The organism is Ancylobacter defluvii, assembly GCF_018390605.1.
In the GTDB taxonomy this organism is placed as follows: Bacteria; Pseudomonadota; Alphaproteobacteria; order Rhizobiales; family Xanthobacteraceae; genus Ancylobacter; species Ancylobacter defluvii.
The window spans coordinates 149,585-166,817 of sequence record NZ_JAHBGD010000019.1 but is presented as its reverse complement, the minus strand read 5'-3'; the positions used below and the strand labels follow the sequence as shown (position 1 = coordinate 166,817).

Genomic DNA, 17,233 nt, shown 5'->3' with positions numbered 1-17,233 from the left:
ATGACGCTCCCGGATCCCCACAGCATCGCCATCGTCGGCGGCGGCTTCGCCGGCGCGGTGACCGCGCTGCGCCTCATCGCCTCCAGCACCGGCCGGCTCGACCTGACGGTGGTCGAGCCGGCGGCTCGGCTCGGCCGCGGCATCGCCTATGCCACGAGCGAGCCCGATCACGTCGTCAACGGCCTTGCCGGCGGCTTCGCCCTGCACGAGAACCAGCCGGAACGGCATTTCCTCGACTGGCTGAGCGCCGAGGCCGAAGCCGGGCGCTGGGCGCCGCCGGCTGGCGACATCGCCCAGGCATCGCCGCCGCGTGCGCTTTACGGCGCCTATCTCGAACGCGAACTGGCGGAAGCGGTGAGGAGGGCGGGCGGACGGGTACGCTTCACCCATCGCCGCGACCGGGTGGTCGATGTCGACGGCCACACGCTCACGCTGGCCTCCGGCGCCGCGCTTGCCGCCGGGCGGGTGGTGCTGGCCACCGGGCTGCACCGCCGCGAGCCAGCGCTCGCCGTCGGGCTTCTCGGCCATCCGGCCTATGTCAGCGACATCTTCGCCGCCGATGCCTTCGCGGGTGTCGAGGCCGCCGCCGATGTCCTGCTGCTCGGCTCCGGCCTGTCGATGCTGGATGCGGTGGTGAGCCTGGAGAAGCGCGGCTTTCGCGGCCGCTACACCGTGGTCTCCCGCCGGGGGCTGCTGGTGGCGCCGCGCCGCGAGGTCGCGCCATGGCCCGGCACGCCGCAGGCGGGCGAGCTGCCGCGCGATGCGCGCTCGGTGCTGCGCTGGATCCGGTGCGAGCGCCGGGCCGTGGCGGCGGCGGGGGCGACTGGCAGAGCCTGCCGCCGCTGTTCCGCCAGCATGCGGCGGCGATCTGGGCCGGGCTCGCCAATCGCGAGCGGACCCGGCTGGCTCGCCGCCTGCTGCCCTATTGGAACCTCGCCATGCACCGGGGCGCGCCGTCCTCCTACGCGTTCTTCGCCCGGGCGCAGGCCGAGGGCCGGCTGCGCCATCTGGCCGGCACCGTCACCGGGATCGAGCCGGGCGACGCCGGTCTGCGCGCCGGTCTGCGCGCCGTCCTGCGTCCCAAGGGCGGCGGCGCGCCGCTTCACCTCGACGCCGATCGGGTGGTGAGCAGCCTCGGCTTCGAGTTCGACTGGACCCGCATCGACGACCCGCTGGTGCGCAACTTGTTGCGCCGGGGCCATGCCGTGCCGCACCCCGTGGGCGTCGGCGTGCGGGCGGATCCGGCGACGCTGGCGCTCGTCGACAGCGAGGGACGCATCTCCGACACGCTGTTCGCGGTCGGCCATCCCTTGCGCGGCGAGCTGTTCGAGGCAAGCTCGCTCAAGGAGCAGATCGACCAGGCCACCCGGCTGGCCGTCCTCCTCGCCCACCGGGCCGAGGCGGCGGCCCGGCAGGTGGCCTGAAAATCCCATTCGGAGACAAGACCATGAACGAGATCACTCCTGCCGAGCATTTCCGTGACGCCGAGGCCGTGGCGCCCGAGGCGCTGCAGAAGCGCTATCGCGAGCCGGCCGCCGCTGCCGGGCTGCCCTGGAGCGAGACGCTTTCCGTGCTGCTGAACCACCGTTCGGTGCGCGCCTTCTCGCCCGAGCCGCTCGCCGAGGGCACGCGGGAGGTGCTGGTGGCGGCGGCGCAGTCGGCGCCGAGCTCCTCCAATGTGCAGGCCCTGAGCATCGTCTCCGTCGAGGACCCGGCGCTGCGGGCGCAGCTTGCCGCCATCGCCGGCAACCAGAAGCATATCGAGACCGCCGGGCTGTTCTTCGTCTTCGTCGCCGATCTCTCCCGCGTGCAGCGCCTCGCCGAGCGCGAGGGCCTCACCAGCGACGGGCTCGACTATACCGAGAGCTTCCTCATCGCCTCGCTCGATGCCGCCTTCGCGGCGCAGAATACGCTGGTGGCGGCCCAGTCGCTCGGGCTCGGCGCGGTCTATATCGGCGCGCTGCGCAACGATGCCGCCGCGGTGGCGCATGTGCTCAAGCTGCCGCCGCGCGCCTATGCCGTGGTCGGTCTCGCCATTGGCCGGCCGGACCCGGCGGTGGCGACCGACGTCAAGCCGCGCATTCCGCAGCCGGGCATCCTGCACCGCGACGTCTATTCGACCGTCGGCGAGGATGAGGCGCTGGCCCGCGCCGACCGGCACGCTTTGGCGTTCCGCGCCGAGCAGGGGCTCGACGCCACGCCCTGGACGCGGCTGGCGCTGCAGAGGCTGCACGCCGTCGCCTCGCTGAAGGGGCGGCACGTGCTGCGCCGCCAGCTCGAGGCGCTGGGTTTCCCGTTCAAGTGACGACAAGCCGCCCCGCCGGGGGCGGCGGGAAGGAGGGGAATGGACAAGATCGACCACAATATCCTGCGCATCCTGCAGGCCGACGCCTCGAAGCCCATTGCCGAGATCGCTCGGCTGGTGAACCTGTCGCAGACGCCGTGCTGGAACCGCATCCGCAAGATGGAGGCGGAAGGCATCATCAAGGGCCGGGTGGCGCTGGTGGATTCGCGCAAGGTCGGGCTCGGCCTCACCGCCTTCGTGGCGGTGGAGGCGATCAACCACACCCGCGAATGGGCGGCCAATTTCCGCCGCCTCGTGCAATCGATGCCGGAGGTGATGGATTCCTACCGCATGGCCGGCGACATCGATTACCTGCTGCGCGTCGTCGTGCCCGACATGCAGGCCTATGACGATTTCTACAATCGCCTGATCGAGGGCGCCTCGCCCAAGAACGTCACGTCGCGCTTCTCGATGGAGGTGCTTTCGTCGCGAACCGTCCTGCCGTTCTGACCCCCCGTCGATGCCGCAACTCTACGGCATGCGATCGGATGCTGAATCCTTACTGGGCCATTTATTGAGTATAAATTTCTCCATCTGACGGATTCATTGGATGAAGATCTGTTTCCGTTTCTGACCGTTCTGCTTAACGTCACGTGATCATCTTTCAGGCGACGTTTAAATACGGAGACGGACGTGGAAAAAAGGTTGGGTTCGGCCGCTGGGCGCGGCTTCGGCAAGGTTTCGAGCAAGGTTTCGAGCAAGATTTCGCCCAGGGTCTCATCCAGAATCTTGCGCGGCAAATTCCTCGGGGCCTGCCTCGGCAAGGCGGCGCTGGTCGCCGCCGCGCTCGCGGTCTCCGCGCCGCTGGCGAGCGCCGCCGAGCCGCTGACCTTCGTCAACCTCCAGCTCAATCCCTGGTCGGTGGTGGCGCAGGAGAAGGGCATCTTCAAGGAGGAATTCGACAAGATCGGCGTCAAGGAGGTCAATCTCATCGCCTCCGGCGCCGCCGAGCTGTCGGGCGCCGAATCCGCCGGCCTCAACCGCGGTTCCATCGCCATCGCCCAGCGCATGCTCTATCCCGCTACCGCGCACCGGGCCAACGGCCTCGATGCCGTGGTGGTCTGGGTGTCGGAAGCGTCGAACAAGTACCGCACGCCGCTGCTCGCCCGCGCCGACAATAACGAGATCAACTCCATCGCCGACATGGAGGGCAAGGTCTACGGCTCCAACCGCATCGGCTGCTCCTACACCTCGGTGTTCGAATCCTTCGAGGCTGCCGGCCTGCCGCTCGACACCCGCCTGAAGGCCGGCAAGATCCGCTATGAGGGGGTGGAGAACAACGGCGCCCGCAATGCGGCGTTGCTCTCCGGCGCCGTGGACGGGCTCGCCACCCATATCGGCAACAATTCCGGCGCCGCGCTCTATCTCTCCGGCAAGGTGAAGATCGTCGGCCGCACGGTGGAGAAGGGCGTCTATGAGAATGGCGCCGGCCGCGTCTCGTTCTTCGCCATGCGCGATTTCGCCGAGCAGTATCCCGAGGCGGTGAAGGCCTTCCTGATCTCCTATCGCCGCGCCACGGCGTGGATCCAGGACAATGTCGACGAGGCGGCGGCGATCATCTCCAAGGGCACCCGCGTGCCGGTCAACATCGCCAAGTTCCAGATCGTCGACCCGTCGGGCTACGAGTTCATCGCCGGCGACACCTCGGCCGACAATGTCCGCCACGCCATCAGCGAGTTCCAGGACTGGTACATCGCCCATGGCGACGACGTCTTCACCGACCGCAAGCTGAGCCAGCAGGACATCGCCACCTTCGTCGACGGCAAGTTCTTCAAGGGCGGCGAATATTCCATCTACTGACGCGGAGCGGACCACGCCACGCCGGGGCGGTTCCACCGTCCGCGGCGTGGCGGCCGCCAAAGGCGAGCCGGCATCATCATGACCGACGCAACCACCTCCACTTTCGGCGTCCGCCCCTATACGGGTGCGCAGACCCCGTCTTCGGCCCGCGCGGCGCGCCGTCCCGCCGGCCGCCGCTTTATCGGCATCATCCTGCCGATAGGGCTTCTGATCGCCTGGTCGCTGGCCTCCTGGCTCGCCTGGGTGCCGGCGGTGTTCCTGCCCTCGCCGCTGGCGACGGTGGAAGCCTTCGTCGCCATGGTGACGCGCCAGTCGCTGCATCAGGACTTCCTGCGCTCGATCAACATCGTCAGCCAGGCCTTCGTCTACGGCTCCATCGCCGCGGTGGTACTCGGCGTGGCGGCGGGGCTGTCGTCGAACGTCGAGCGCTTCTTCGGTCCCACCTTCGACAGCATCCGCCACATTCCCGGCGTCGCCTGGCTGCCGCTCATCGTGCTGTGGCTCGGCCTCGGCGCCCCGGCGCAGATCCTCGTCATCGGCAAGTCGGTGTTCTTCCCGGTGTTCCTCAACACGCTGCAGGGCATCCGCAATGTCGAGAAGAGCCATATCGAGCTCGCCAAGGTGCTCACCCTCACCCGCTCGCAACTGATCCGCCGCGTGGTGATCCCGAGCGCGGTGCCCAGCATCATGGTCAGCCTGCGCTACGCCGCCGGCGTCGCCTGGGCGCTGGTGGTCACCGCCGAAGGCCTGAGCGGGCAGGAGGGCCTCGGCTACCTGATCTTCCGCGCCCAGAACCTCTTGATGACCGACCAGCTGATCGTCTGCATGGTCATCATCGGCGTCGTCGGCTTCGCCATCGATCGGCTGATGCTGCTGCTGCAACGCTTCGTGCTGCGCTGGAAGCAGGGCTTCGAGGGCTGAGGAGCCGAGCAGCACCTGCTGTCTTTCCCTCTCCCCATTGGGGAGAGGTGCCCCGCGCAGCGGGTCGGTGAGGGGAGACGCGCTCGGGAAGCGTCGAAGACCCCTCACCCCAGCCCTCTCCCCGTCGCGGAGAGGGAGTCCCCCAACATCCGGCAAAGGATCCCCGCCATGACCATCGCCGTCGACCGTTCCATCGCAGCCCATGCGCAACCGCTGCTGCGCGAGCTGATCTACACCATCTGCCCGGTTCTGGTGGCGTCCAACGTGGCGCTGGAACTCGGCTGGATCCATGATGAGCTGGCCCGCGTCGGGGCGAAGCCGACCTATCTGCGCTCGGCGCTCTCCGACGTCGCCTGGCCGGCGCATTACAGCCACGATTCCGACCGGCTGCTGCGCGATGGCGGCAACAGCCCGGCGATCTGGTCGAAGGCCGATCTGCGCCCCACCGTGCTGCTCGGCCTCACCCAGGCGCAACCGGCCGGCAAGGTGCTGGTGCGTACCGATTCCGACATCCACCGCGTCGCCGATCTCAAGGGTCGCCGCTTCGGCCTCTATAAGAGCCAGCGCAACGAGAAGATCGACCATCGCCGCGCCACCGGCGAGCACGGCATCCTCGCCGCATTGGCCCTGCACGGACTCTCCGCCAAGGATGTGGAGATCGTCGATATCGAGGACGCCGACGCTCACACCGAAAGCCTCGCCGATACCCCGGCCGGCATCTGGGCGCAGCGCCGCGCCACCAGGCAGGACGAGCTGATGCTGGAGGCGAGGGCGCTGGACGCCGGCACCATCGACGCCATCTACGATTACTCCATCGGCGTCGACATCCGCCTCACCCAGACCGGCCGCTTCCGGGTGATCGAGGATCTTGATCGCTACCCGGACTGGACGCTGCGCATCGCCAATGCCCCGCGCACCCTCACGGTGAGCCGCGAGTTCGCCGAGGCCAATCGCGACATCGTGGTGGCCTGGCTGCGCGCCGCCATCCGTGCCGGCCGCTGGATCAACGCCCATCCGGAGGCGGCGGCGGACATCTTCTACCGCACCACCATCTATGCCGACCGCGACGCCATCGCCCGCGCGTTGCGCGACTTCGATCTGGTGCCGAACCTGTCGAAGCAGAACCTTGCCGGGCTGCGCATCGAGACCGATTTCCTGCGTGCGCATGGCTACATCGCCAATGATGTCGACGTGAACGAATGGGCGGATTCTTCCTATCTGGAAGAAGCCCTCACGTCGCTGCGGCGCGGCTGATGCGGGGGACGGAGATCATGATCGATATTCTCGAACGCCCTTCGGCTTCCGCGCCCGCCCCCGTCAAGGTCGGCGCCCGCGAAGCCTGGTACACCATCTGCCCGACTTTCGTGGCGTCCAATGTGGCGCAGGAGTTCGGCTGGATCGAGGAAGAGCTGCGCAAGATCGGCGCGTCGCTGTCCTATCTGCGCTCGCTCCCGGTGGAGCAGGGCTACCTCCCGCATTTCAGCCACCGCTTCGCGCATCTGTTCCGCGACGGCGGCAACATCCCCTCGATCTGGGCCAAGGCCGACAATGTCGATACCACGCTGATCGGCCTCACCGAAACGCAGCACGGCGGCACCATCGTGGTGCGGGCCGACGATGCCGCCCGCAGCGTTGCGGCGCTGAAGGGCCGGCGCTTCGGGCTGTCGCGGAGCGCCAATCCCGCCAGGATCGACTGGTGGCGGGCGACCTCCGAGCAGGGCATCCTGAAAGCGCTGGCGCTCGCCGGCCTGTCCCGCGCCGATGTGGAGATCGTCGATATCGCCAATGACGACCGCGGCTTCGGCGAGGCATCGCGTCCGTCCGAATTATGGGCGAAGCGGCGCGGCGATCTCGTCTTCACGCCCGAGGCGCGGGCGCTGGAAGCCGGCGAGATCGATGCCATCTTCGCCAGCCACGGCCGCGCGCTGGGGCTGGAACGGACCGGCGGGTTCAAGCAGGTGGAGGATTTCTCCCGCCATCCCGACTGGGCGCTGCAGGTTTCCAACAGCCCCTATGCGCTGACCGTGAACACCGACTTCGCCAGGGCGAACCGCGACATCGTCGTCGCCTTCCTGCGCGCCACGGTGCGGGCGGCGCGCTGGCTCGACGGCAATCGCGAGGCCGGCGCGGCGATCCTTCACCGCGTCACCTATCACCCGAGCGTTGCCGACACCGCCGCCGCCATCGCCGGCACCGATTTCCTGCCGGCGCTGACGCCGCGCAAGCTCGCCGGCATCGACCTGCAGAAGCGCTTCCTGGTCGAGCACGGCTACATCAGCCGCGATTTCGACAGCCGCGACTGGGCCGACGCCTCCTATCTCGACGAAGCGCTGGAGTCTCTTCCCTCATGACCGCACGCGGCAATCTCGAAATCCACGACGTCGAGAAGCATTACGACGTCGACGGCCGTCCGCTGAAGATCCTCGACCACATCAACATCGATGTCGCCGACGGCGAGTTCGTGTCCATCGTCGGGCCGAGCGGCTGCGGCAAGTCGACCATCCTGCGGCTGGTGGTCGGGCTCGACGACGACTATTCCGGCACCATCCGCCTGCATGGAGAACCGATCCGGGGAACCAGCCTCGATCGCGGCATCGTCTTTCAGGACCACCGCCTGCTTCCCTGGCTGACGCTGGAGCAGAATATCGGCCTCAGTCTGGAGAATGCCGGCCTGAGCGGCGAGGAGAAGAAGCGCACCATCGCCGAGCACATCGCGCTGGTGGGGCTGCGCGGCTTCGAGAAGGTCTATCCCTACCAGCTCTCCGGCGGCATGGCGCAGCGCGCCGCCATCGCCCGCGGCCTGGTCGGCCGGCCGGAGATCCTGCTGCTCGACGAGCCGCTCGGGGCGCTGGACGCGCTGACGCGGCTGCGGCTGCAGGAGGAACTGCTCAGCATCTGGCGGATCGAGAAGACCACCATGATCCTGGTGACCCACGACGTCGACGAGGCGATCTATCTCAGCGACCGGGTGCTGGTGATGACCGCCAATCCCGGCCGCATCGTCAGGGAGATCACCGTCGACCTGCCGCATCAACGCGACCGCGGCAGCGCCGCCTTCGCGGCGATCAAGCGGGATATCCTGCGCGAGATGGGCGACTACGCCGTGCACGTGGCGGCGGCATGAGCGGGTCGGCCATGCCATGGGCGTTTCGGCCTGATCGGACAGCGCTAGTCCGGTTTCGGTCTCATCGTACACCTCACCCTACTGGCGGCCGAGGCTGGCGCAGGCTCGTCCGAGGTGCGGTGCTGGCGCTGGTGGTGGGGGCGGCCAGCGCGGCGGGGGCTGTCGATACCCCGCCTTCCGACGCCCTCCCGGACCTCGCGCCCATCCGCGCACTGATCTATTCGGGGGACTATGAGAAGGCGGCGTCCGAATTGGGCGATCTCGCGACCCGGGTGCGCCATGCCGATGTGTTCAACCTGCTCGGCTACAGCCTGCGCAACCTCAAGCGCTACGACGAGGCGGACCGCTGGTACCGCGAGGCGCTGTATTTCGACCCGACCCACCGTCAGGCCATTGAATATCAAGGGGAATTGTTTCTTGCCATCGGCAGGCTCGACAAGGCGCGGGAGAACCTCGTCACCCTCAGAATCTTTTGCCGCACTGGCTGCCCCGAGCTCGACACGCTGCGCAAGGCTTATGCGGAGGCGGGCGGCAAGGAATAGGCGGGGCGCGGATCACCTGTGGAAGAGAGGCCGGGCATTGCCCGGCCTCTCGCGTCAGGTCACTTGTTCACGTCGGTCCAGATGCGGGTATAAAGCTCGCTGACTTCCGGCGGGCAGGCGGTGAGGAACTCACCGGCCTTCTCGAACTCAGCCGGCACCACCAGTTCGGGCGCGCTCTTCATCTCGGCGGGCATGAACTCGGCCGAGCCCTTGATTCCATTGGCATATTTGGCAAAGGACGAGATCAGTGCCGCGTTTTCCGGCTCCATGATGAAGTTCATGAACAGCTTGGCGTTCTCGACATTCTTGGCGTCCTTGAGGATCGCCACGCTGTCCATGAAGAAGGGAAAGCCCTCCTTCGGATAGCCGAAGGCGATGTCGGGATTCTTCATCCGCGCGCGCATCACCGCGCCGTTCCAGTAATAGACGCCGGCATAGTCGCCAGATGGCAGCTTCTCGGTGACGGAATAGTCCATCGCCAGCCATTTAGACTTGGCCGCGACAAGGGTGTCGCGCACCTTCTTCAACAATTCCTTGTCGGCGGTGCACCAGTTTCCGCCGAGATATTTGATGGTGAGAAACAAGACGTCGTTCATCTCAGGGGCGACGTTGATCTTGCCCGCCAGTTCTGGCGGCGGGTCAAGGATGACCTTGGCGGTGTTGATGTCGCCGCCATAGACCTTCTTGTTGACGCCGACGCCGGTCAGGCCCCACTGCCAGGGCGTGGTGTAGTGCCGGCCCGGATCCCACGGCACGTTCACCCAGCGCTCGTCGACATTCTTGAAGTTCGACATCTGGTCCGGCCGCGCCTCGAGCAGCAGGCCTTCCTTGACCCAAATCGGCACGTAATTGGCCGAGGGCACGACGATGTCGAAGCCGTGGCCGCCGGCGCGCACCTTGGCGAGCGCGGTGTCGTTGGAATCGTAGTCGGTGACGGTGACTTTGACTTTGTACTTGTCTTCGAACTTCTTGATCATCTCGGGGCTGGTGTAATCGCCCCAATTGTAGATGTTGAGCGCGCCTTCGGCCGCGGCACTGCCGGCAAAGCCGAGGATCGCGAGCATCGCGCCTGCGGCCGTCATCTTCCAGTTCATGGTTCCCGTCTCCGTCAGGTTGTCGTTAGACCTGGTTTCGTCAGGTCTTCTTGCGGTTAATGAAGAAGAAGACTGTCACCAGCAGCACCGACAAGGCGAGGAAGGCGGTGGCGATGGCGTTGACCTCGGGAGTCACCGTGCGGCGGAGCTGGCCGAGCATGTAGGTCGGCAGCGTGTCCTGCCCGCCGGACTTCACGAACTCGCTGATGACCACGTCGTCGAGCGAGATGACGAAGGCCAGCATGAAGCCGGCGATCATGCCCGGGCGCAGCAGCGGCAGCGTCACCCGGCGGAACACGTTCCATGGCGTCGCGTAGAGATCGGCGGCGGCGCGTTCGAGCGCGCTGTCCATGCCTTCGAGCCGTGCGCGAATCGGCAGGTAGGCGAAGGGGATGCAGAAAGCGGTATGGGCGAGGATCAGATAGCCGAGCCCGGAATAGCCGGTCCATACCTTGACGCGTGCGAACACGATGAGGAGCGCGACCGCCGTGACTATCTCCGGCACCATCAACGGCAGGTTGATGAAGGCATATTTGACCCCGAGCCCGCGATAGGCGGCGGTGCGCGTGGTGGCGATCGCCGCCATGGTCGCGGCGGTCGTGGCAAAGATGGCGGCGCTCAGCGCAATGACGAGCGAGCGCCAGGCGGCATCCTGCACCGCCGTATTGGCGGCGGCGTCGGCGAACCAGCGCAAGGAGAGGCCGCCCCAGGCGGTCAGCGACTCCGAGCCGTTGAAGGCGTAGGCCACCAGCGTGATGATCGGCAGATACAGCAGTGCGAAGGTGAACAGCGCGAGGAAGGCAAAGCCGGGCAGGGCGCGAATGTCGAAGCGGGGTTTGTTTACGCGGATTTCAGCCATGTCCCGCCCCCGAGCGCGACGCGTTGCGCACATAGAAAAGCATGGCGACCATCACCAGCACCATCAGGGTGATGGAGATGGCGGCGCCGAGCGGCCAGTTGCGGCCGGCGCCGAACTGCAGCTCGATGAGGTTGCCGAGCATCAGGTTCTTGCCGCCGCCCAGGACGCGCGGAATCACATAGGCACCGAGCGAGGGCACGAAGACCAGGATCGAGCCGGCGACGATGCCGGGCTTGACCAGCGGAATGATGATACGCCGCAGCACCGCCCAGCGGCTGGCGTAGAGGTCGTAGCCGGCCTCGATCAGCCGGAAATCGAGCTTTTCCATGCTGGCATAGAGCGGCAGCACCATCAGCGGCAGATAGACATAGACCATGCCGAACAGGATCGCCCAGTCGGTGTACATGATCTGCAGCGGCTGATCGATGATGCCGAGCGCCCGCAGCACGGTGTTGAGGATGCCCTCGTTACGGATCACCTGCTGCATGGCGAAGGTGCGGATGAGCAGGTTGGTCCAGAACGGGATGGTGATGAGGAACACCCAGATTTCCCGGGAACTGCGCGGCCGCGTGGCGATGAAATAGGCGGTCGGGAAGCCGAGCGCCAAGGTTGCCAGCGTGGTGATGATCGACAGCTTCACCGAGCGCCACAGGATCGACAGGTGCGCGTCGGCCAGGGTGATGGTGTCGTCGAACATGTCGCGCTGGAACAGCACGGAGAACCAGCCGTCGAGCGAATATTGGCCGAACTTCACGTCGCCATAGTCGCCCTTCGCCATGAAGGAATAGGCGAGCATGACGAAGAGCGGTCCGATGGCGGCGATGAAGACGATGACGAGCGCCGGCGCCGACAACAGCCAGCGGCGGCGGATGCTTTCATGCTCGGCGCGCTTGGCGATCTCTGCCGCGGTTGCCATCGTCAATCCCGCAGCACTTGCGCGGCATCCGCCGCGATCTCGATGCCCACCCGGTCGCCGATCGCAAAGCCGCAGGACTGAGCGCGGCTGTTCTGCTGTCGCACGGTAAACAGATCGTCTTCGCCGAGGCGCACATGGATGTGGGTGTCGGTGCCGAAATAGACGATGTTCTCCACCGTGCCGGCGAGCTGGCCGCCCTGCGGCACGGCCCGCGCATGCTCCGGCCGCACCACGATGGTCGCTTCGCCCTTTGGCTGGAAGCCTTCGGCGACGGTGGCAAGGATGTCGGTACCCGACTTGAGCCGCACGTTGGCGACACCGTTGGAGATGCCGGTGACGGCGGCGGTGAGGAAGTTGGTTTCGCCGATGAAGTCGGCGACGAAGCGTTCGGCCGGCTTGTCGTAGATGTCCCAGGGCGAGCCGATCTGCCGCACCTTGCCCTTCGACATGACCGCGATGCGGTCGGACATGGTGAGCGCTTCCTCCTGGTCGTGGGTGACGAAGACGAAGGTGATGCCGGTCTCATGCTGCAGGCGCTTCAGCTCGATCTGCATCTCCTTGCGCAGCTTGTAGTCGAGCGCCGAGAGCGGTTCGTCCAGCAGCAGGACCTTGGGCGCCGGTGCCAGCGCCCGGGCAAGCGCGACACGCTGGGCCTGGCCGCCGGAGATCTGGTCGGTGCGTCGCCGGGCGAGTTCTTCCATGTGTACGAGCTTAAGCATCTCGGCCACGCGGGCCGCGATCTCGCCCTTCGGCCGGCCGCGCATCTGCAGGCCGAAGGCCACGTTCTCCCACACGGTGAGGTGAGGGAACAGGGCGTAGCTCTGGAAGACGGTATTGATCGGCCGCTTGAAGGGAGGCAGGCCAGCAATGTCCTGGCCATCGAGCAGGATGGCGCCTTCGGAGGGATATTCGAAGCCGGCGATCAGCCGGAGAAGAGTGGTCTTGCCGCAGCCGGAGGGACCGAGCAGGGTGAAAAACTCGTTCTCGCGTATGGCGAGCGACACATTGTCGAGCGCGCGTAGCGCGCTGGGCCCTTCCCCAAATTGCTTGACGATACTCTTGGCTTCTATTGCGACGCGCTTGTCCTGTGCCGTGGCAGGCTCCGGCATCATTCACCCGTTGGTTATTGCCGTTCTCTGGAGGCCCCGGATAATCCCCGAGTCCGTTGTTGTTGAAACCAGCCTATGGGACGGCTTGGCGGCGGGCAAGCAGGCCGGCTAAGAATGTGATCAAATTTTTGGCCAGCCGATTTGAGGAGCAGCCCTTGCCGAGCGCCGACGTCATCATCGAGAACGCCCGCATCCTCACCATGGACCCTGCACGGCCTTCCGCCGAGGCGATCGCCCTGAGGGGCGGCAGCATTCTCGCCGTCGGCTCCCGTGCCGAAGTGGCGGAGATGGCCGGCCCGACGACCCGACGGATCGACGCCGGCGGCGCCAGCGTGCTGCCCGGTTTCATCGACAGTCATATCCATCTCTTCACCGGCGGAGCCCAACTCGCCAGCCTGTCGCTCGCCGGCTTCACCGGCTTCGAGCAGATTGCGGCGGCGATTCGCGAACGGGCCCGGTCCGATGCGTCCAAGGTGCTGATTGCCGAGCAGGCGGCCTATTTCATGTTCGGCGACGACCAGCCGATCACGCGGCAATTGCTCGACCGAGTGTTGCCGGACCGGCCGCTCGCTTTGTTCGCCAGCGACCATCACACCATGTGGGCGAACACCAAGGCGCTCGAGGCTGCCGGCATTCTCCACGGCAGGGATTTGCCGCCCGGCAACGAGATCGTCATGGGTACCGACGGGCTTGCCACCGGCGAGTTGCGGGAGTTCGAGGCCATGGCGCCGATCTCGGCGCTGACGCCGACCGGCGGGCGCGAAATGCTCGGCCTTGCCGGTCACGAGCCGAAGACGCCGCCGACCGCCGCCGACCGCGCTGTCGACAAGGAAATCATCAAGCAAGGACTCGCTTATTGCGCCTCGCTCGGCATCACCAGCTTCCACAACATGGACGGCAATTTCTACCAGCTGGAACTGCTGGGAGAGATCGAGGCGGCGGGCGAATTGATCGTGCGCGGGCGGGTGCCGTTCCGCTTCACGCCGGGGATGGCGCTCTCCGAGCTTGAAAAGGCGGTGGAGATGCGGTCGCGCTGGCACTCCGACCGGCTGAAGGCCGATTTCGTGAAGATCTTCATGGATGGCGTGGTGGAATCCACCACCGCTCATATGTTCGAGGACTATATCGGCTCGCCGGGCGTGCGCGGCGCCTCCTATTTCGAGCAAGGCGAATTCGACGCCATCTGCACCGAGATCGACCGCCTGGGCTTCCAGATCACCGTCCATGCCATTGGCGATCTGGCCGTCAACCGCACTCTCAACGGCTATGAGGCGGCGCGGCGCGCCAATGGCGCTCGCGACAGCCGCCATCGCATCGAGCATATCGAGTTGCTGGCGCCGCGCGACCTTGGCCGTTTCGCCGAGCTCGGTGTCATCGCCTCGATGCAGCCGACCCACGCGCCGGGGGGGTATTATCCGCCGGAGCCGATCCTCTCCATGATCGGCCGCGAACGGATGATGCTGGCCTATCCCTGGCAGACTATCCGTGATACCGGCGCCCGCTTGGTCTTCGCCAGCGACTGGCCGGTGGCGCCGCTCGATCCGTTGCTGGGCATCCGCACGGCGGTGACACGCGGCCCGGTATTCGAGGGCGCGCCGGACGAGCGCCAGAGCCTCGTCGACTCGATTGCCGGCTTTACCCGCGACGGCGCCTTCACCGAATTTGCCGAAGCGAACAAGGGCGTGCTCCGGCCGGGTGCGGTGGCGGATGTGGTCATACTCGACGGCGACATCGAGACGACCGCGCCCGACGAGATCGACGCGATGAAGGTGGCCGCCACCCTCTGTGGCGGCCAGATTACCTATGAGCGCAGCGCGGCGTAGCTGATCGGCGGGCGGCGCTGGAACCACGGCGCCGCATCCTCGATGCGGGCGCAGACACCGAGCAGCAATTCGTCGCGCCCGAAGCCGGCGGCGAGATGGACGCCGACCGGCAGCCCGTCCTCGGTCCAATGCAGCGGCAGCGAGGCGGCCGGCTGGCCGGAGGCGTTGAAGGCGGCGGTGAAGGGCGAATAGGCGAACACCATCCCCGGAGCCATCCGGTAATCGACATAATCCTTGCCGAGATGGTTGAAGCGACCAAGCCTTGCCGGCGGCTCGGCCAGCGTCGCTGTCAGCAGCAGGTCGTAGCGCTGGAAGAAGCGGGCCAGCTCGCGGCCATAGGCGTGCACCTTGTTGACGGCCTCGAGATAGTCGGCGCCGCTCACCGTGCGGGCATAGGCGATCGCGGTGCGGGCGACGTTCTCGATCTCGTCCTCGGCGAGCGGGCGGCCGCGCCGGCGCACCGCGCTCTCGACCGACAGTGCCGTGCCGCAGGCGATCACCTTGGTCCAGGCGACCATCATGCCGGAGGTGTCGGCATCGAGGCGAGCTTCCTCAACCTGGTGGCCGAGATCTTCCAGCAGCCGCGCCGCCTTCTCGACCGCGGCACGGCATTCGGGATGGATCGCCTCGCCGGTGAGGTTGGTCGGGATGAAGGCGATGCGCAGCGGCTTGTCCTGCCGGCCGAGCGCGGCGCCGAACGAGGCCTCCAGCGGTGGCGCCGCATAGGGCGCGCCGAGATCAGAGCCGTGGGTGGCGTCGAGCAGCACGGCGGTGTCGCGCACCGAGCGGGTCAGGAAGCCGTCGATCGCCATGCCGGCCCAGCCCTCGCCGACATAGGGGCCGTCGGGCAGGCGGGCGCGAGTGGCCTTGAAGCCGAATAGGCCGCAGCTTGAGGCCGGGATGCGCACCGAACCGCCGCCGTCCGAGCCGTGCGCCACCGGCACCATGCCGGAGGCCACCGCCGCCGCCGCCCCGCCGGAGGAGCCGCCGGGCGTGTGTTCTGGGTTCCACGGGTTGCGGGTCGGCCCGCCATAGACCGCGGCCTCGGTGGTCGGGCCGACGCCGCCCTCCGGCGAGGTGGTCCGGCCGAAGGTGACGAGGCCGGCCATCTTCAGCCGGGCATAGATCGCCGAATCCTGGCCGTAATGCGTGTTGGCGAACAGCCGCGAGCCGTTGTTGGACGGAAAGTCGATCGCCTCGGCGCCGAGGTCCTTCAGCAGGAAGGGCACGCCCTTGAGCGGACCGTCGGGCAGCCCCTCGGCGATGAGGCGGCGTGCGACATCTTCCCGCTGCATCACGACGGCGTTGAGCCGCGGGTTGAGTGCTCCGACCCGTCGCAGCGCCTCGTCGAGAAGTTCGGTGGGGGTTATCTCCCGCCGGCGTACCAGATCGGCCAGCGCGACGGCGTCGCAGCTCTCGAACAGATCACTCAAATTCACGATCGAACTCCAGTACCCGGCGTTTCGTCATGGGATGGCGAAACTTCACGGCTCGGTGCGCAGCGTTGTCGCTTCCGGCGGCGAGCGGAACATCAGCGCGGCGACGGCGAACAGGGCGCAGGCCAGCGCCACGAAGGCCACCAATCCATGCGTCGTCGCCTGCATGGCGACGCCGGCCATGGTCGGCCCGATCAGGGCGCCGACGCCCCAGAACAGTCCCATACCGGCATAGATGCCGACAATGTCGCTGCCGGAGAAGCGGCTGCCGACGATGGTCAGCATCATGGTGTAGATGCCGACGAACAGGCCGCCCCAGACGAACAGCAGCGGATAGATCGCCCATTGGGCCTCGAGCGCCCACGGCCATGCCGCCGCACCGATGGCGGAGAGCACGGCGAGGCCGATGATGAGCGACTGGCGGTCCATCTTGTCGCCCAGCCAGCCGATCGGCAGCTGCAGCACGATGGCGCCGAACATCATGCAGGTCATGAGCTGCGTCGCCTGCGCCTCCTGCCAGCCGACCGACATCGCATAGAGCGTCAGGAAGGTGAGCCCGGCGGTCTCGACCGCCGCGTTCAGCGCCGTGGCCGCCATGGCGACCGGCGCGAGGCGGATGTAGCGGAATGGATTGCTGTGATGCGGCTGCTCGATCACGGGAGCCGCAATGGCCGGCGATATCACGAACGCCGCCGCGCAAGCAGCGAGGCCGGCACCGATTCCATAGGGCAGGAAGCCCTCGGAGCCGGCAATGGACAGGATCAGCGGGCCGAGGGCGAAGCCGACCGACATGGCTGCGGTATAGGCCCCCATGGTGCGGGCGCGCGAGGATTCCGAACTCAGAGCGTTCAGCCACGTCTCCGACAGCACGAACAGCACCTCGGAGGCGGCGCCGAGCAGGATGCGCAGCGGGAACCACAGCCAGACCAACGGCATGGCGGGGAACAGGCATAGCAGCAGTGCGGCCAGCAGCAGCGAGCCGATGACCGAGCGCCGCAGGCCGAAAAATGCCGTCAGGCGCGGCAGTAGAAAGGCCATGATCAGCACGCCGATCGCATGCATGGCGGCATTGGCGCCGATGAGTGTTTCGCTTAGGCCTCTTTCGGCGAGATCGAGCGCGATCAGCGCAGCGCTCAGGCTGTAGGTGAGTCCGAAAATCGTTGCCGTGGCGATGATGGCGATACGTGCCAGGATGGTGCTTCCGGCGTCCGGCTGCATGTCGAAAATCTCCCCCTCCGAACCGTGGCCGCGTGCGGCGATGGTCC

General features: G+C 66.9%; 17 protein-coding genes. 11 read left to right on the top strand and 6 right to left on the bottom strand.

The features are described from left to right. The 10 genes from KHC24_RS14915 (at position 1) to KHC24_RS14870 (ending at position 8,731) form a co-directional block, all read left to right on the top strand. On the top strand, positions 1-1,128 hold the full coding sequence (locus KHC24_RS14915) for an FAD/NAD(P)-binding protein (protein WP_213364100.1): 1,128 nt from the start codon (positions 1-3) through the stop codon (positions 1,126-1,128). Continuing rightward, complete coding sequence (locus KHC24_RS14910; protein ID WP_213364099.1) at positions 1,125-1,424, top strand: hypothetical protein; 300 nt, start codon at positions 1,125-1,127, stop codon at positions 1,422-1,424. The genes KHC24_RS14915 and KHC24_RS14910 overlap by 4 nt, the downstream gene beginning before the upstream one ends. 23 nt (positions 1,425-1,447) lie before the next feature. Further along, positions 1,448-2,305 carry a nitroreductase family protein gene (locus KHC24_RS14905; protein ID WP_246546977.1) on the top strand — a complete coding sequence of 286 codons (858 nt, stop codon included), beginning with the start codon at positions 1,448-1,450 and terminating at the stop codon, positions 2,303-2,305. Positions 2,306-2,344: 39 nt separating this feature from the next. Next, positions 2,345-2,794, top strand: coding sequence for an Lrp/AsnC family transcriptional regulator (locus tag KHC24_RS14900; RefSeq protein ID WP_213364098.1), 450 nt, complete (start codon positions 2,345-2,347; stop codon positions 2,792-2,794). Between the two features lie 279 nt (positions 2,795-3,073). After that, positions 3,074-4,144 (top strand): ABC transporter substrate-binding protein, encoded by a 1,071-nt coding sequence (locus KHC24_RS14895; protein ID WP_246546975.1) that lies wholly within the window; start codon positions 3,074-3,076, stop codon positions 4,142-4,144. A 78-nt stretch (positions 4,145-4,222) separates the two neighbouring features. Then, on the top strand, positions 4,223-5,065 hold the full coding sequence (locus tag KHC24_RS14890) for an ABC transporter permease (protein WP_213364097.1): 843 nt from the start codon (positions 4,223-4,225) through the stop codon (positions 5,063-5,065). Positions 5,066-5,233: 168 nt separating this feature from the next. Further along, positions 5,234-6,319: an ABC transporter substrate-binding protein gene (locus tag KHC24_RS14885; RefSeq protein WP_213364096.1), complete on the top strand. Its 1,086-nt coding sequence runs from the start codon at positions 5,234-5,236 to the stop codon at positions 6,317-6,319. A 17-nt stretch (positions 6,320-6,336) separates the two neighbouring features. Then, positions 6,337-7,416 carry an ABC transporter substrate-binding protein gene (locus KHC24_RS14880; RefSeq protein WP_213364095.1) on the top strand — a complete coding sequence of 360 codons (1,080 nt, stop codon included), beginning with the start codon at positions 6,337-6,339 and terminating at the stop codon, positions 7,414-7,416. Further along, the gene (locus tag KHC24_RS14875; protein WP_213364094.1) at positions 7,413-8,189 is read left to right on the top strand and encodes an ABC transporter ATP-binding protein; all 777 of its coding nucleotides are present in this window, start codon (positions 7,413-7,415) and stop codon (positions 8,187-8,189) included. Before KHC24_RS14880 ends, KHC24_RS14875 begins: the two co-directional genes overlap by 4 nt. A gap of 119 nt (positions 8,190-8,308) precedes the next feature. After that, positions 8,309-8,731 (top strand): tetratricopeptide repeat protein, encoded by a 423-nt coding sequence (locus KHC24_RS14870; protein WP_271180564.1) that lies wholly within the window; start codon positions 8,309-8,311, stop codon positions 8,729-8,731. Between the two features lie 59 nt (positions 8,732-8,790). On the opposite strand, the gene KHC24_RS14865 is transcribed toward KHC24_RS14870, so the two are convergent. From KHC24_RS14865 to KHC24_RS14850, 4 genes are read right to left on the bottom strand one after another with little or no spacing between them, the layout of a single operon-like run. Then, complete coding sequence (locus KHC24_RS14865; RefSeq protein ID WP_213364093.1) at positions 8,791-9,825, bottom strand: ABC transporter substrate-binding protein; 1,035 nt, start codon at positions 9,823-9,825, stop codon at positions 8,791-8,793. A 40-nt stretch (positions 9,826-9,865) separates the two neighbouring features. Continuing rightward, the gene (locus KHC24_RS14860; protein ID WP_213364092.1) at positions 9,866-10,684 is read right to left on the bottom strand and encodes an ABC transporter permease; all 819 of its coding nucleotides are present in this window, start codon (positions 10,682-10,684) and stop codon (positions 9,866-9,868) included. Continuing rightward, positions 10,677-11,600, bottom strand: coding sequence for an ABC transporter permease (locus tag KHC24_RS14855; protein ID WP_213364091.1), 924 nt, complete (start codon positions 11,598-11,600; stop codon positions 10,677-10,679). The genes KHC24_RS14860 and KHC24_RS14855 overlap by 8 nt, the downstream gene beginning before the upstream one ends. A gap of 2 nt (positions 11,601-11,602) precedes the next feature. Continuing rightward, positions 11,603-12,709, bottom strand: coding sequence for an ABC transporter ATP-binding protein (locus tag KHC24_RS14850; RefSeq protein WP_213364289.1), 1,107 nt, complete (start codon positions 12,707-12,709; stop codon positions 11,603-11,605). 155 nt (positions 12,710-12,864) lie between these two features. Here KHC24_RS14850 and KHC24_RS14845 point away from each other — a divergent pair, with 155 nt between their 5' ends. After that, positions 12,865-14,532 carry an amidohydrolase gene (locus tag KHC24_RS14845; protein ID WP_309299330.1) on the top strand — a complete coding sequence of 556 codons (1,668 nt, stop codon included), beginning with the start codon at positions 12,865-12,867 and terminating at the stop codon, positions 14,530-14,532. Here KHC24_RS14845 and KHC24_RS14840 read toward each other — a convergent pair. Together KHC24_RS14840 and KHC24_RS14835 are read right to left on the bottom strand one after the other, a co-directional pair. Further along, positions 14,511-15,971, bottom strand: coding sequence for an amidase (locus KHC24_RS14840; protein ID WP_213364090.1), 1,461 nt, complete (start codon positions 15,969-15,971; stop codon positions 14,511-14,513). The genes KHC24_RS14845 and KHC24_RS14840 overlap by 22 nt on opposite strands. A 45-nt stretch (positions 15,972-16,016) precedes the next feature. Next, the gene (locus KHC24_RS14835) at positions 16,017-17,186 is read right to left on the bottom strand and encodes an MFS transporter (RefSeq protein ID WP_213364088.1); all 1,170 of its coding nucleotides are present in this window, start codon (positions 17,184-17,186) and stop codon (positions 16,017-16,019) included. Positions 17,187-17,233: the final 47 nt, after the last annotated feature.

Bases quoted from the DNA above. Each gene is read 5' to 3' on its own strand.
- KHC24_RS14915 (WP_213364100.1), top strand. From the start codon at position 1: ATGACGCTCCCGGATCCCCACAGCATCGCCATCGTCGGCGGCGGCTTC.
- KHC24_RS14905 (WP_246546977.1), top strand. From the start codon at position 1,448: ATGAACGAGATCACTCCTGCCGAGCATTTCCGTGACGCCGAGGCCGTG.
- KHC24_RS14900 (WP_213364098.1), top strand. From the start codon at position 2,345: ATGGACAAGATCGACCACAATATCCTGCGCATCCTGCAGGCCGACGCC.
- KHC24_RS14890 (WP_213364097.1), top strand. From the start codon at position 4,223: ATGACCGACGCAACCACCTCCACTTTCGGCGTCCGCCCCTATACGGGT.
- KHC24_RS14885 (WP_213364096.1), top strand. From the start codon at position 5,234: ATGACCATCGCCGTCGACCGTTCCATCGCAGCCCATGCGCAACCGCTG.
- KHC24_RS14880 (WP_213364095.1), top strand. From the start codon at position 6,337: ATGATCGATATTCTCGAACGCCCTTCGGCTTCCGCGCCCGCCCCCGTC.
- KHC24_RS14875 (WP_213364094.1), top strand. From the start codon at position 7,413: ATGACCGCACGCGGCAATCTCGAAATCCACGACGTCGAGAAGCATTAC.
- KHC24_RS14865 (WP_213364093.1), bottom strand. From the start codon at position 9,825: ATGAACTGGAAGATGACGGCCGCAGGCGCGATGCTCGCGATCCTCGGC.
- KHC24_RS14860 (WP_213364092.1), bottom strand. From the start codon at position 10,684: ATGGCTGAAATCCGCGTAAACAAACCCCGCTTCGACATTCGCGCCCTG.
- KHC24_RS14855 (WP_213364091.1), bottom strand. From the start codon at position 11,600: ATGGCAACCGCGGCAGAGATCGCCAAGCGCGCCGAGCATGAAAGCATC.
- KHC24_RS14850 (WP_213364289.1), bottom strand. From the start codon at position 12,709: ATGCCGGAGCCTGCCACGGCACAGGACAAGCGCGTCGCAATAGAAGCC.
- KHC24_RS14835 (WP_213364088.1), bottom strand. From the start codon at position 17,186: ATGCAGCCGGACGCCGGAAGCACCATCCTGGCACGTATCGCCATCATC.